The sequence below is a fragment of the Pantoea sp. Mb-10 genome (genome assembly GCF_021272205.1).
Classification (GTDB): Bacteria; Pseudomonadota; Gammaproteobacteria; order Enterobacterales; family Enterobacteriaceae; genus Pantoea.
The window spans coordinates 199051-213544 of the sequence record NZ_JAJSDX010000007.1 but is presented as its reverse complement, the minus strand read 5'-3'; the positions used below and the strand labels follow the sequence as shown (position 1 = coordinate 213544).

At 50.9% G+C, this 14494-nt stretch carries 11 protein-coding genes; 4 read left to right on the top strand and 7 right to left on the bottom strand.

Translation table 11 applies throughout. The features are described 5' to 3' along the window. The first annotated feature begins 116 nt into the window (after window positions 1-116). Window positions 117-710, top strand: coding sequence for a GTP cyclohydrolase II (ribA, locus tag LU196_RS15935; RefSeq protein ID WP_232759950.1), 594 nt, complete (start codon window positions 117-119; stop codon window positions 708-710). Window positions 711-756: 46 nt separating this feature from the next. Here ribA and acnA read toward each other — a convergent pair whose 3' ends face one another. The 5 genes from acnA to sohB all read right to left on the bottom strand — a co-directional run bounded on the left by acnA (window position 757) and on the right by sohB (window position 9961). Beyond that, the gene (gene acnA, locus LU196_RS15930) at window positions 757-3438 is read right to left on the bottom strand and encodes an aconitate hydratase AcnA (RefSeq protein ID WP_232759949.1); all 2682 of its coding nucleotides are present in this window, start codon (window positions 3436-3438) and stop codon (window positions 757-759) included. A 613-nt stretch (window positions 3439-4051) separates the two neighbouring features. Beyond that, the gene (locus LU196_RS15925) at window positions 4052-4210 is read right to left on the bottom strand and encodes a YmiA family putative membrane protein (protein ID WP_232759948.1); all 159 of its coding nucleotides are present in this window, start codon (window positions 4208-4210) and stop codon (window positions 4052-4054) included. 487 nt (window positions 4211-4697) lie between these two features. Beyond that, window positions 4698-5672, bottom strand: coding sequence for an HTH-type transcriptional regulator CysB (cysB, locus tag LU196_RS15920; RefSeq protein WP_232759947.1), 975 nt, complete (start codon window positions 5670-5672; stop codon window positions 4698-4700). A gap of 192 nt (window positions 5673-5864) precedes the next feature. Beyond that, entirely contained in the window at window positions 5865-8462 is a 2598-nt protein-coding gene (gene topA / locus LU196_RS15915) for a type I DNA topoisomerase (RefSeq protein ID WP_232759946.1), read from the bottom strand. 452 nt (window positions 8463-8914) lie between these two features. Further along, entirely contained in the window at window positions 8915-9961 is a 1047-nt protein-coding gene (gene sohB, locus LU196_RS15910; protein ID WP_232759945.1) for a protease SohB, read from the bottom strand. A 172-nt stretch (window positions 9962-10133) separates the two neighbouring features. Here sohB and LU196_RS15905 point away from each other — a divergent pair, with 172 nt between their 5' ends. Beyond that, the gene (locus tag LU196_RS15905; RefSeq protein ID WP_232759944.1) at window positions 10134-10898 is read left to right on the top strand and encodes a YciK family oxidoreductase; all 765 of its coding nucleotides are present in this window, start codon (window positions 10134-10136) and stop codon (window positions 10896-10898) included. Beyond that, on the top strand, window positions 10895-11482 hold the full coding sequence (gene cobO / locus LU196_RS15900) for a cob(I)yrinic acid a,c-diamide adenosyltransferase (protein ID WP_232759943.1): 588 nt from the start codon (window positions 10895-10897) through the stop codon (window positions 11480-11482). The genes LU196_RS15905 and cobO overlap by 4 nt, the downstream gene beginning before the upstream one ends. A gap of 33 nt (window positions 11483-11515) precedes the next feature. Here the strand turns inward: cobO and rluB are convergent, their stop codons facing one another. Beyond that, window positions 11516-12391: a 23S rRNA pseudouridine(2605) synthase RluB gene (gene rluB, locus LU196_RS15895; RefSeq protein ID WP_232759942.1), complete on the bottom strand. Its 876-nt coding sequence runs from the start codon at window positions 12389-12391 to the stop codon at window positions 11516-11518. An 817-nt stretch (window positions 12392-13208) separates the two neighbouring features. Between rluB and LU196_RS15890 the strand changes: the two genes are divergently transcribed. Next, the gene (locus tag LU196_RS15890) at window positions 13209-13865 is read left to right on the top strand and encodes a serine protease (RefSeq protein WP_232759941.1); all 657 of its coding nucleotides are present in this window, start codon (window positions 13209-13211) and stop codon (window positions 13863-13865) included. Here LU196_RS15890 and LU196_RS15885 read toward each other — a convergent pair whose 3' ends face one another. Then, a complete protein-coding gene (locus LU196_RS15885) occupies window positions 13866-14486 on the bottom strand; it encodes an L-threonylcarbamoyladenylate synthase (RefSeq protein ID WP_232759940.1) in 621 nt (206 codons plus the stop codon). It abuts the gene before it with no gap. Window positions 14487-14494: the final 8 nt, after the last annotated feature.

The window sequence follows — 14494 nt, the reverse complement described above, 5'->3', positions numbered from 1 at the left end:
GAGCGATTAGCGGCCCGGCTATCGGTTGTGGCACAATATCTCAAGTTAACGAGGTCCTACGGGTCCTTAGCGTTATCATGATGATAGCGCATCTTCTGAAGGTTCTGGAGAGTCACATGCAGCTAAAACGGGTAGCAGAAGCCAAACTGCCCACGCCATGGGGAGATTTCCTGATGGTCGGTTTTGAGGAACTGGCAACGGGCCAGGATCACGTTGCGTTGGTCTATGGTGATATTAGCGATCAGAGTCCGGTGTTGGCGCGCGTCCATTCCGAATGCCTTACCGGTGACGCCCTGTTCAGCTTGCGCTGCGACTGCGGTTTCCAGCTTGAAGCAGCGCTTACGGCTATTGCTGAAGAAGGACGGGGCGTGCTGCTTTACCACCGTCAGGAAGGCCGAAACATTGGGCTGCTCAACAAAATTCGCGCCTATGCGTTGCAGGACAAGGGATACGACACGGTTGAAGCCAATCATCAGTTGGGCTTTGCTGCTGATGAGCGAGATTTCACGCTGTGCGCCGACATGTTCAAGTTACTTAGTATTGATGAAGTGCGTCTGTTGACGAACAACCCGCGCAAGGTGGAAATTCTCAGCGAGGCGGGAATCAACATCGTTGAACGTGTGCCGTTGGTGGTAGGACGTAACCCAAAAAATGCTCACTACCTAGATACGAAAGCTGAAAAAATGGGGCATCTGCTGCCAAAAGCATAAGTTCAATGTAAAAAGCCGGGACACGTATCTGTCCCGGCTTTTTTCGTTAGTTCAACATATTACGTATCACGTAGTGCAAAATACCGTCGTTTTGGTAGTAGGTTAACTCATTGCTGGTATCAATACGGCAACGTGTAGCCAGCGAGACTTCTCTGCCATCCGCATAGTGAAGGGTTACTGTCACTTCACCGCCGGGTTTAAGTTGTGTCAGCTCGGTGACATCAATACGCTCTTCGCCTGTGAGCCCCAATGTCTTACGCGTAACGCCTGTAGGGAACTCAAGTGGCAAAATGCCCATGCCAATGAGATTGGAGCGATGAATACGCTCAAACGACTCGGCGATAACGACACGCACCCCTTGCAGACGAGGCCCCTTCGCTGCCCAGTCGCGGCTAGAGCCTGACCCGTATTCTTTCCCTGCAATAACCGCCAGCGGAATCCCTTCAGCCTGGTATTTCATTGCGGCATCGTAAATGGCCAACTGCTCCTGGCTGGGATAATGTTTGGTATACCCCCCTTCAACGCCGGGCACCATTTCGTTGCGTATCCGGATATTGGCGAAGGTACCACGCATCATAACTTCATGGTTTCCGCGACGAGAGCCATAGGAGTTAAAGTCTTTCTTATCGACACCGTGCGCCAGTAGATACCGCCCTGCTGGGCTATCCGCTTTGATGCTGCCCGCAGGCGAAATATGGTCGGTTGTCACGGAATCGCCCAAGATGGCCAAGACGCGTGCCCCTTTAATATCCTCGACCGGTTTTGGCGCTTTTTCCATGTCGTCAAAAAAAGGAGAAAGGCGAATGTAGGTGGACCCTTCATCCCAATCATAGGTCGCCGCCTCGCTAACTTTAATCTGCTGCCATTCGGGCGTGCCGTAAAAGACCTCAGCGTACTCCTTATGGAACATATCACTGGTCACTTTCTGCACCGATGCCGCAATTTCTTCTGGTGAAGGCCATATATCTTTTAGGTAAACATCATTACCCTCTTTGTCTTGACCAAGAGGATCGGTGTGCAGATTTACTTTCATGTTACCGGCCAAAGCATAAGCCACCACCAGCGGCGGCGATGCCAGCCAGTTGGTTTTGATCAACGGGTGAATACGACCTTCAAAATTGCGGTTGCCAGACAGTACGGCGCCAACGGTTAAATCGCCCTCTTTGATGGCGCTTTCTATGTTGTCAGGTAACGGACCTGAGTTACCGATACACGTCGTACAGCCATATCCCACCAAATTAAAGCCCAAGCTATCAAGGTAGGACGTCAACTGCGCTGCGGCGAGGTAATCTGATACCACTTTCGACCCCGGCGCGAGCGACGCCTTGACCCACGGCTTACGCTGCAATCCGCGTTCAACGGCATTTTTGGCTAACAGACCGGCCGCCATAAGTACGCTGGGGTTTGATGTATTGGTGCAAGACGTAATCGCAGAGATGACGACTGCCCCTTCATCCAGCTCGTAGCTATCGCCAGATTGCTCATCAAGATAGCTCACGCTTTTGCTGGCAGGCCGTGAATGGTTTACTTCCAATTCGTTGCTTGCCGCAAACGCCGCGGGCACATCAGGTAGAGAAACGCGATCCTGTGGGCGTTTAGGGCCCGCCAGGCTTGATTCTACGTCGGCCATATCCAGCGCTAACGTACTGGTGAAGATAGGTTCATCACCTGCATTTCGCCACATGCCTTGCTGTTTGGCGTAAGCCTCCACCAAATCAATTTGTGCCTGCTCCCGGCCGGTTAATGCCATGTAACTCAGCGTGACTTCATCTATGGGGAAAAAGCCGCAGGTGGCACCATACTCAGGAGCCATGTTAGCGATGGTCGCGCGATCGGCCAGGGGGAGATCCACGAGACCGTCACCGTAAAACTCGACAAATTTACCTACCACGCCGTGTTTGCGTAGCATTTGTGTCACCGTAAGCACTAAGTCGGTGGCCGTAATCCCCGGACGAAGCTTGCCGGTTAATTTAAAGCCGACAACATCGGGTATGAGCATGGAAACCGGCTGCCCCAGCATCGCGGCTTCCGCTTCAATTCCGCCAACGCCCCAACCCAACACGCCTAACGCATTGATCATCGTCGTATGCGAATCGGTTCCCACCAGCGTGTCAGGATAGGCAACGGCCTTACCATCCTGTTCCTCGCACCAAATGGATTTACCGAGATATTCCAGATTAACCTGATGGCAGATACCGGTACCAGGCGGCACTACGCGGAAGCGATTAAACGCTTTTTGCCCCCAGCGGAGAAACACATAACGCTCGTGGTTACGCGCCATTTCGAGTTTAACGTTTTCACCAAACGCATCGTCATCACCGAAATGATCGACGGTAACAGAGTGGTCAATAACCAGATCAACCGGAGAAAGCGGGTTGACTTTTGCGACGTCGCCACCCAACCGGTTCACCGCTTCACGCATAGCAGCAAGATCCACAACGGCGGGCACCCCGGTAAAGTCCTGCATGAGCACTCGCGCGGGTCGGTAGGCAATCTCCCGGTCAGCATGCGCATTTTTTTGCCAACTTACCAGCGCTTGAATATCTTCTGCAGTAACTGAGTCCTCGTCCTGCCAGCGTAAGAGATTCTCTAACAGAACTTTCATGGATTTAGGGAGACGCGCAATGTCTCCTAACTGCTGGGCCGCTTTGGGTAGGCTGTAGTAATGGTATTTTTTCGCCCCCACGTCCAACGTTTCCTGACTGTGCTCACGTAACGTAAACGACATAGCTCCTCCTTTGATAGACTTTCTTTAAACCTCAGTAAGCGCAAGGTTTAGCATAAAGATAGACCACCTGACCGTTAACGTTTTGATAACAACACAAATCGTCACACTGATGCTGGAAACAAAAATGCCCTGATAAAGATCAGGGCATTAATCAAGAGGAAAGTTTTACGGTGCAGCGTTACATAAGCGCCCAAATGGCGGTCGCCCAAAAAGTAAACGAAAAGGCATAAACGCCAAACCAGGAAAAAGTTGTTGTGTTCATAGCATCACTCCTCTCCCGTTTATCGGGCAAAAATTTACCGTCTTCAGCTTAATACTGATGACATCGTTTTTATTGCTGAGTGTTAATTGACAGGCTTTTAAAATGCCTACCGGATAAGCCGGTAAAAAAGGACAGATATGTTTTGACGAAATGAGAGTGCGAACAACGTTATTTTGATGCAGGTTCCATCAACGACTCAATAAAACTGCGCTGACTGTCACTCAGTTCCCAAGATGCCGGGATGGCAACAGGTTTTTCAGCGCTGCTCTTTTCTTTGGCTTTGCACGAAGCGGAACCGGGCTTACGCGCAGAGACAGGATGCTTACGGCTGAGTGTATTTGCCCACATGGGTTAGCTCCAAAGACGCCAAATCATTAATGCTACCACGATCCAGAACAGAGCAGAGGCAGCGAATACGGTCAACCAGGCTTTACGACGCATGTTTGCTGGACGCTCAACCTTGGTGCTCTTGGTATGAAAATCGGGTTGTACAGTCAGTCTAGTGTTCATAGTTTTTGATAATCACTCTCAATAAAACGATTGTTGACAACGATTAAGATTTAGGAGGAATCCTAAACTTGTTAAGGCCGAAAATCCAGTTATTTTTATTGAGTACAACGATTAATGCTATTAATCAAAGAGGCTATAAATGGTCAAATAAATTTAAGTTAGCGCCTCTACGTAAAATTAAAACCAACCTTGTAAATTTGGGTTATTTCCAAATTAGATCCACTTTAAATTTGAGTTTAATTTATCAGGCCAGCGAAAAAGGCCTTCTTCATCAACTCTTAACTGGAGTATGGGAATAATCCTGGCGGTCCGCAAAGTCATGAGGTTAATTTTGTGTTCTGATTCTCATTTAAGAAGTAACAATGAAAAAACCTGTGATCGATGTTTCATTTACAAAAAAAGAATGGAATCTTTTACAAACGCGTGGCGCTAACAGAGGAAGAATTGGAAGACGCCAGGGAGGCGCCTTCCAAATTAGAGGGTTACGTTATTTGAAGGGTAATTTGATGTCGCGGAACATGGCTTCAATGTCTTCATTTGAACGCAACGCCACAGCGGCATCCACCACATCACGTGTAAGATGAGGCGCGAACCGCTGAATGAAATCATACATATAGCTACGAAGGAAGGTGCTACGCCTAAAGCCAATTTTTGTGGTGCTATTGGTGAAAATTTCGGACGCTTCAATGCGCACTAAATCGGGGTCAGAGAGCGGATCAACCGCCATGCTCGCAATCACTCCCACGCCTAAACCAAGCCTGACGTAGGTTTTAATCACGTCCGCATCGGTCGCGGTAAACACGATGCGTGGCGTTAGGCCAGCGCGGTTGAACGCCGTATCAAGCTCAGAGCGTCCGGTAAAGCCAAAGGTATAGGTAACAAGCGGAAAGTCGGCGAGCTCTTCGATAGTGACGTTAGTCTTGCCTGCCAGCGGATGGTCTGGCGTCACCACAATTGCCCTATTCCAGTGATAGCACGGCAGCATGATCAGGTCGTCGTAGAGATGAAGTGCTTCCGTTGCAATGGCAAAATCCGCGTTACCTTTGGACACCGCTTCTGCAATCTGCGTGGGCGACCCTTGGTGCATGTGCAGTGATACGCGCGGATAGCGCTCAATGAAACCTTTGATTACGCCCGGCAGCGCGTAACGCGCCTGCGTATGTGTCGTTGCCACATAGAGAGAGCCCTTATCCGGCCAGGTATGCTCACCCGCTACCGACTTAATAGCGTCCACTTTTGATAAGACTTCACGGGCAATGCGGATGATCTCCTCACCCGCTGGCGTTACCTGGGTCAGGTGCTTGCCGCTTCGCGCAAAGATCTGCACCCCAAGCTCATCTTCCAGCATACGCACCTGTTTGCTGATGCCGGGTTGAGACGTGTACAAACCTTCTGCGGTTGAAGAAACGTTGAGGTTGTGGTTTACCACTTCAACGATGTAACGCAACTGCTGCAATTTCATAATTATATCTTCCCGGTTAAAACAGATGAGCATTCCCTGCAGGCGTCTAAAGGCCATATCCGGAATTCATTGGGGAAAGCGTGTCAGCGACATGAATAGCTATAACAACTATATCAGTTAAAGGAAGATTGTAGAACGATTAGCTATAAGGATGGGAAAAAGGCCAGCAATCTATGCTGGCCTTGAGGACGGTTACTTTTTTGCTTCCTGCCATTTACCGTCAATATAGAACATTGACCAGCCGGTGGCTTTCCCGTCTTTTTCTGACGAGACGTACTGCTGCTTGGTTTTACGGCTAAAGCGCACGAGCGTCTTGTTGCCGTCTGGATCGGACGCTGGCGCTTCAGCAAGGTATTTCAGCTTTTCAGGCAGCCGATCGGCAAAGCGCTGCAGCTCTTCCACCAGTGGCGCGCGCGTTTCACGTGATTTTGGAAACGTATTGGCTGCGAGGAACACGCCTGCAGCGCCATCACGCAGCACGAAATAGGCATCAGACTTCTCGCATGGCAACTCTGGCAGCGGGACAGGATCCTCTTTTGGCGGAGCGACTTCACCATTGCGCAGAATTTTACGGGTATTTTTACACTCGTCGTTGGTGCAAGCCATGTACTTACCAAAACGCCCCATTTTCAGGTGCATTTCTGAGCCACATTTTTCACACTCCACGATGGGGCCATCATACCCCTTGATGCGAAATTCACCTTGCTCGATCTCGTAACCATCACATTCAGGATTATTACCGCAAACGTGCAGCTTACGCTGATTATCGATCAGATAGCTGTCCATAGCCGTGCCACACTTCTGGCAGCGACGGCGCGCACGGAGTGCATTGGTCTCCGCGTCGTCTCCCTCCAGCACGTTGAGCACTTCGTTTTCTGGGATCAGATTGATGGTTTGCTTACAACGTTCTTTTGGCGGCAGCGCGTAGCCAGAGCATCCCAGGAAGACGCCCGTGCTGGCAGTACGAATGCCCATTTTACGGCCACAGGTTGGGCAATCGATGGAGGTAAGCACCATCTGGTTGGGCTGCATTCCGCCCTCTTCGGGCTCTTTTTCTGCCTGACTCAGCTGATTGCTGAAATCACTGAAAAAGGAGTCCAGAACCGCTTTCCACTGCGCTTCATTATTGGCAACCTGATCGAGGCTGTTTTCCATATGCGCGGTGAAATCGTAATTCATTAACTCGCGGAAATTCTCCTCAAGCCGATCGGTGACGATCTCGCCCATTTTCTCCGCATAGAAACGGCGGTTTTCAACGCGTACGTAGCCGCGATCCTGAATCGTGGAGATGATTGATGCATACGTTGAGGGACGACCAATGCCGCGCTTTTCCAGCTCGCGTACCAGCGAAGCTTCACTGAACCGCGCAGGCGGTTTAGTGAAATGCTGGCTGGGCATGAGTTCTTTGAGATCGAGCATGTCACCCACATCAACGGGCGGCAGCGTTAAATCTTCGTCATTCTTGCGCAGCGCCGGCATCACTCGCGTCCAGCCGTCAAAGCGTAGCGTGCGGCCTTTTGCTTTGAGCTTGAAATCTGCGGCACTGACGGTGAGCGTGGTGGAATCATACTGCGCAGGCACCATCTGGCATGCCACAAACTGACGCCAAATAAGCTGATACAGCTTTTGCGCATCAGCTTCCATGTCTTTCAAGTCGTCAGCGGAAACGTTGACATCCGAAGGGCGGATAGCTTCGTGTGCTTCCTGAGAGTTCTCTTTACTGGCATAGGTGTTGGCGCTGTCAGGCAGATATTTTTTTCCAAAGCTGCTTTCAACATAGCTGCGCGCCATCGCTACCGCGTCCTGGCTCAGATTCGTCGAGTCGGTACGCATATAAGTGATGTGCCCCGCTTCATACAAGCGCTGCGCCATCATCATGGTTTTTTTCACGCCGAAGCCCAAACGCGTACTGGCCGCCTGTTGCAGCGTTGAGGTAATAAAGGGCGCGGAAGGTTTACTGCTGGTCGGCTTGTCTTCACGATCCAGCACTTGGTAGCGCGCCTTCTCCAGCACCGCTACTGCAGCATAAGACTGTTCACGGTTTGTGGGTCGAAACGGTTTATCGTTCTGGTGCGTCACCTGCATTGCCAAACTGTCGCTCTTGGGCGTTAACAGCGCGGCATTGATTTCCCAGTACTCTTCCGGCACAAACGCTTTGATTTCACGCTCACGCTCTACCACCAGACGTACCGCAACGGATTGAACTCGGCCGGCACTCAAGCCGCGTGCAATCTTCTTCCATAGCAGTGGGGAAACCATGTAACCCACTACGCGGTCCATAAAGCGACGCGCCTGTTGCGCATTCACTCGCTGAATGTTTAGCTCGCCCGGCTTTTCAAACGCCTGGCGAATCGCATTTTTCGTTATTTCATTAAACACTACGCGGCTAAAACGTTTCTCGTCGCCGCCAATCACTTCTCGCAGGTGCCAGGCAATCGCCTCCCCTTCGCGGTCGAGATCCGTCGCGAGATAAATATGATCGGCGTCAGCCGCAAGGGATTTGAGTTCTGAGACGACTTTTTCTTTACCCGGCAGAATTTGATAGTCTGCCTGCCAGCCATGCCAGGGATCAACGCCCATGCGGTTCACTAGCGCGGCTTTCTCATCTTTCTTGACCTTTTTACCGGGTTTAGCCTTCTCCCCGTCAGCACTTTTACGGACTGTTGAACCGCTGGTCGGCAGATCGCGGATATGACCAACGCTGGATTTAACCACGTAATCATTACCGAGGTATTTATTGATTGTTTTGGCCTTTGCCGGGGACTCAACGATGACGAGTGCTTTACCCATATGTACCTTTACCTAATTAAAACATCCTGATAAACGGGAGAGGATTGAAAGCCCCAAACCTGGTGGGTTCACTGTTGCTGCCAGCATTTCACTTTACAAGGCAGCGGGGACAATCTCAGGTCAGATTGCATTGACTATTGCAACGTTATGATTAGAAGCGAGTTTTCCATCTGACTGCATCACACATCCGGGTGTAATCTCCCTGAAAGCTGAATCGCCCACACTCTACCTGATAAAATCTGTTACGCAACTTAATTAGCATTTCGCTGGTTTCAGCGCCAGGTCACGCACCTTAAAGGCTGCGCAACGTCGGTGGGCTGACACGTAATATAGAAGGCGTCACGGGGCTGTCAAAAAAAAGTGAATGGTGTAAAGCGCGATTTGTCTCATCACAAGGCTTTCCAAGCGCCGCCCCTCAGGCGAAAAAAAGCCCGGCATCTGCCGGGCTACTATTAAAGCAGCGGTTTATTACCGCGCTGCCAGAGCTTGAGTATAACGCGCTCAAGGGCCACGCTGGCGCTCTGGGTGAAGCGATCCATCATTTTCTTTTTCCGCGCGAAATGCACGCCCAACACGTTGAATTTATTCATCTGTTTAATGATAAACGCATCACTGGTGCCGATTTCATCCACCAGCCCTAATTCAATAGCTTGACGGCCATACCAGTGTTCCCCGGTCGCCACCTTATTGAGATCCAATGTAGGACGCATCTGCTGCACAAAATCTTTGAAAAGCTGGTGAGTCTCGTTGAGATCTTCTTGGAATTTTTCACGCCCCTCTTCGGTGTTTTCACCAAACAGCGTCAAGGTGCGCTTGTATTGACCTGCGGTATGCAGTTCGACATCAATATCATTGCGCTTTAATAGACGATTGAAGTTAGGAATCTGTGCCACCACGCCAATGGAACCAATAATAGAAAACGGCGCCGCAACAATGCGGTCAGCGACGCACGCCATCATATAGCCTCCACTGGCCGCGACTTTATCGACCACTGCCGTAAGCGTTAAGCCCGCCTCTTTCAAGCGCTGAAGCTGAGATGCCGCCAGCCCATACCCATGAACGACGCCGCCCGGACTCTCAAGACGCAAAAGCACCTCATCGCCCGGCTGCGCCACTGCCAGCACAGCAGAAATTTCTTCCCGCAGCGAACTCACTTCGCTGGCATCCATGCTGCCCTTAAATTCCAGTACATAAAGCGTTGGCTTGGCTGTTTCACTCACGCCAGCTTTCGCATTACGCTTCTCATCTTTGGCTTTTTGCTTTTCTTCCTTTTTATGCTGCTTAAGCCAGATTTTCTGCACATGGGGCTTCATTTTCGCCAGCGCCAGATTGTCTTTCATCTCGCGATAGTCATCATCAAGGTGAGTGACGCGCAGCTGACCACTACTATGGCGTTTGCGAAGTGTGGCGTTGAGCACAATCACAGCAATCGCTGCCACTGCCACCACCACGGTGACAGCCTTCGCCAAAAATAATCCGTAGTTTGAAAGTAAATCCATTCTCCCGCCTTAATAAACAGTGAATTACATATAGAAGCGAAGTTTACCCGCTTTGCGGTATCTCGTCGCCTTAATTGGCTGCGGGCGGCACAGAATGCGTCCCAATACGATTGCGCAGCGCCCCATTTTAAGGCATAAAGCCAACATGTTTGAGCTGCCACAGGACACTGCTGTGCATTACCAACCCAAAAGCGATTTGCTCAAGAATCGCATCATTCTGGTCACCGGCGCTTCCGACGGGATTGGCCGCGAAGCGGCGTTGACCTATGCGCGCTATGGCGCACGCGTTATCTTACTGGGTCGCAACGCCGATACGCTGCGCCAAACCGAACATGCCATCAATCAGCTGAACAAACAATCTGCCTTCTCCGTGATTCTGGATCTCGCACAGGCCACACCCGCGCGCTGCCAGCAACTTGCGGAAGAGCTTGCGGCACAGGTTCCACATCTTGACGGTGTTCTTCACAACGCCGGTATATTAGGCGAGATTGTGCCGCTGGCTGAGCTTGACCCCGCTGTTTGGCGCAACGTCATGCAAATCAATCTGGATGCGACATTTTATCTGACACAGGCGCTGCTTCCTCTGCTTCTGAAGTCGGATTCCGGCTCGCTGGTCTTTACGACATCAAGCGTGGGCCGAACCGGTCGTGCAGGCTGGGGAGCGTATGCGGTCTCGAAATTCGCCACCGAAGGCATGATGCAGGTGTTAGCCGATGAGTATAAAAACCATCCTTTGCGCGTGAATTGCATCAATCCCGGCGGCACGCGCACGAAGATGCGCGCCAGCGCTTTCCCCAACGAAGATGCGGCGCTGTTGAAAACCCCGGCCGACCTCATGCCGCTCTATCTTTATCTGATGGGCGATGACAGCCGCAGAAAAACCGGCATGAGCTTCGATGCGCAGCCCGGTCGTAAACCCGGTCCTGCCAGCGCATGAGCGATCGCCATCAGCAACGGCAGCAGCGATTAAAAGCGCAGGTCGATGCGCGTATTGCTGCTGCAAATGAGACCCGCGGTATTCTGATGGTGTTTACCGGCAACGGCAAAGGTAAAACCACGGCAGCCTTTGGTACCGCGCTGCGCGCTTGCGGCCACGGTCACAAGGCCGCAGCCGTGCAGTTCATCAAAGGGGAATGGCCAAACGGTGAGCGCAATCTTCTGGCTCAGCATGGGGTTGAATTTCACGTGATGGCGACCGGTTTTACATGGGAAACTCAGAATCGTGAAACAGATACCCTTGCCTGTCAGCGCGTCTGGCAAGAAGCCAAGCGGCTGCTTGCCGATGTGACACTGGATCTGGTGATTCTGGATGAGATCACTTATATGGTGACGATGAATTATCTGGATCTCGATGAGCTAGTGCAGGCACTGCAGCAACGCCCCGTGCATCAGAGCGTGATTATCACCGGACGCGGCTGTCATCGTCGTTTGGTAGACATCGCAGATACGGTGACAGAAATGCGCCCGGTAAAGCATGCGTTTGATGCCGGTATTCAGGCGCAACAGGGGATTGACTGGTAATGCCTGATGCCGTATCCGGCATCAGACTGACGCCTATGCGCCGCGTTTGTTACTGCTGCGACGTGGCGATGCGCTAACGGCACTGTGACGCTTAACGGCACGGCGGATCTGGTTCGCTTTGGTGCGACGGCGATCTTTTTCCAGCGCGACTTTGGTCACTGTCTCTTCCGGCAGTTCCACCAGCTTGCGCAAATAGTTAACTGCCGGCAACTCCATCTCCATCCAACCGCCGCGCGGCAAGCCTTTGGGTAATTGAATATCACCATAACGTACGCGCATCAAACGGCTCACCTGAACGCCTACCGCTTCCCAAAGGCGACGCACCTCACGGTTACGCCCTTCAGTGAGCGTGACGTTGTACCACTGGTTGATGCCTTCCCCGCCAGCAAACTTGATGGTTTTAAATGCCGCAGGACCATCCTCGAGCTGTACGCCCTTGCTCAGCTGACGCACCTTTTCATCATTGACTTCACCAAACACGCGAACAGCGTATTCACGCTCAACTTCACGGCTGGGATGCATAAGGCGATTTGCCAGCTCACCGTCTGTGGTAAAAAGCATTAAGCCGCAGGTGTTAACGTCCAGACGACCAACGGCAATCCAGCGTGAACCGCGCAGGCGCGGTAGGCGATCGAAGACGGTAGGACGCCCTTCGGGATCATTTCGTGTGCAGAGCTCACCTTCAGGTTTGTAGTAGGCCAGCACGCGACACACCTCGGTGGTGGATTCGGCAATGGAAACCAAGTGACCGTCAATGCGGATTTTCAGGGATTTGTCATTCTCGATGCGATCGCCCAGCGTCGCCACTTTGCCATCCACGCTAACGCGTCCGGCTGAAATCATCGTTTCGATTTCACGGCGCGAGCCGTGACCGGCGCGCGCTAAAACTTTCTGTAATTTTTCGCTCATGGAGCAACCTCGTTGTCGCCTTCCCAGGCGTCGTGGTAAGAAGAGGTACGATACGGGGATTACCAATTCCCGTATCAGAATCTGTTGCCGCCGTATGACGCAGTGGGTTCATAGACGGCCCGCGATTTTACACTACTGCGGGATGAGTTAATACCTTTTCCTTAGATGCCGATAATAGTGCCCCGCTGTTTTACGCTTTGCTCGCGCAAGCCGCGATGCATTTAGCACGCTAATTTATTTTTGCTTCTAGCACGGCCCTCGAAAAAAATAAAACCCTGAAATTTTCATCACTTATTTTTGCTTTTTTTTGCTTCCTCATTTGAACGCATATTTAATCCATTATCACTGGATAACTATTCAGGTTTCGGTGAATGAAATAATTTACTTATGGCATTAGGCCAGATTTTACTTCCTTAAGCTTTTTTTAATAAAGAGATAGCAACCACCAAAAGACAAAAAACCAGACTAACTCACTACCTAACTGGCTTAATGAAAGAACAAAAAACCAACAGGTTGCATTAAGTGGCGGGTTTTGCGAGTATTTAGACTTCGTGCGTTTATATAAATTGTTCTGATGGAATTAGCGTGTAAAATTTAACCTGTAGAGCAAAGCCAACATTTAATAATGGCTTTCTCCTTAAATTCACATTTGCTTAACTTATAAAGAAATCCATCAAGTCGCTTTATGTCGACTTGAAAATAAAAAAGCGACGCGCGCAGGACCTGCAGCGTCAATACGGTATGGAATGCGTTAATTAGCATGTCACGAAGTCTTCACCAGGGATTTTAACGACATGCCACATTGAAGAACCTAATCATGAGAACTTCCCTGCTTTGGCCTGCCCTTACGGCGCTGGCATTAAGCGGTTGTTCCGTGGGACACACCGAATACAGCCGGACGGCGCTTGAACACGTTGATATGAGCGTGACGGGCATTCCGACCGTGCTGGGATTGGGCGTCCTTGGAACCACCATTCCTCTTACGCCAGAGTACAGCTTAACCGCTGCGCACGTGGCTAAAACCTCCGTACAGCGCGTTAAGGCTTATCACCCTTATTGCGATGTCGCGATTATTTACCACAAAAACAGCCCAGAGACATTGGCAAAATTCCGTACCGGAAAAGTGGGTGATCCAATAAAAATGTATGGCTACAGTTTTATTTCCGCCATGCCTGTTGAATCAAGCGGCGTTAATTTAGCCCGCACCGCTATCACCAATCGATGGAATAAAAAACCGTGTATGGCAATGGCGTCTAATGCCGGGGTCGTACAGGGCATGTCGGGAGGTGCGGTTTATAATAGCGACCAAACGCTGGCGGGCGTTATCGTGGGTTACAGTCATGAAATCGCAAACGTACGGAGCAAAAAGGTCATCTTAAAAGATGTGTCGCTTTATATTCCCTACGGCGATTTCAAAAACTGGCTGCAGCAGAATCTGGGTCAGACGTCAGCGAGCACGTCTAACCCATCCTGATTATAAAAAGGGACGCGTATCGCCTACGCCTTCACGGATAACCTGAGGCGCATCGCTGGTGAGATCGATTACTGTTGTCGGCTGCTGTCCCAGCGTGCCGCCATCGATGATCAGATCCACCAGCTTACCAATGCTGTGCTGAATCTCTTCGGGATCGGACTCGGTGAAGTCATTGCCCGGCAGCATCAACGACGTGGACATCATTGGCTCATTCAAACGCTCCAGGAGTGCCAGCGCAACCGGGTTTGAAGGTACGCGTAGGCCGATGGTTTTACGCTTTTCATTCATTAAACGGCGCGGGACTTCTTTGGTCGCTTTAAGAATAAACGTGTAGTTACCTGGCGTATTATTTTTCAGCAGGCGGAAGGCGCTGTTATCAACCTGCGAATAGGTCGAGAGTTCCGATAAATCACGGCACATCAGCGTAAAGTTGTGGTTTCCGTCCAGCTGGCGAATGCGGCAGATGCGCTCCATGGCGTTTTTTTCTTCCAGCCGGCACCCGAGTGCGTAGCCTGAATCGGTGGGATAGACAATGACGCCACCTTTATTCAAATACTCGACCGCTTGGTTCACCAGACGCGGCTGGGGATTTTCTGGATGGATGTGAAAAAGTTGACTCATAAAAACCT

Bases quoted from the DNA above. Each gene is read 5' to 3' on its own strand.
- ribA (WP_232759950.1), top strand. From the start codon at position 117: ATGCAGCTAAAACGGGTAGCAGAAGCCAAACTGCCCACGCCATGGGGA.
- acnA (WP_232759949.1), bottom strand. From the start codon at position 3,438: ATGTCGTTTACGTTACGTGAGCACAGTCAGGAAACGTTGGACGTGGGG.
- LU196_RS15925 (WP_232759948.1), bottom strand. From the start codon at position 4,210: ATGAACACTAGACTGACTGTACAACCCGATTTTCATACCAAGAGCACC.
- cysB (WP_232759947.1), bottom strand. From the start codon at position 5,672: ATGAAATTGCAGCAGTTGCGTTACATCGTTGAAGTGGTAAACCACAAC.
- topA (WP_232759946.1), bottom strand. From the start codon at position 8,462: ATGGGTAAAGCACTCGTCATCGTTGAGTCCCCGGCAAAGGCCAAAACA.
- sohB (WP_232759945.1), bottom strand. From the start codon at position 9,961: ATGGATTTACTTTCAAACTACGGATTATTTTTGGCGAAGGCTGTCACC.
- cobO (WP_232759943.1), top strand. From the start codon at position 10,895: ATGAGCGATCGCCATCAGCAACGGCAGCAGCGATTAAAAGCGCAGGTC.
- rluB (WP_232759942.1), bottom strand. From the start codon at position 12,391: ATGAGCGAAAAATTACAGAAAGTTTTAGCGCGCGCCGGTCACGGCTCG.
- LU196_RS15890 (WP_232759941.1), top strand. From the start codon at position 13,209: ATGAGAACTTCCCTGCTTTGGCCTGCCCTTACGGCGCTGGCATTAAGC.
- LU196_RS15885 (WP_232759940.1), bottom strand. From the start codon at position 14,486: ATGAGTCAACTTTTTCACATCCATCCAGAAAATCCCCAGCCGCGTCTG.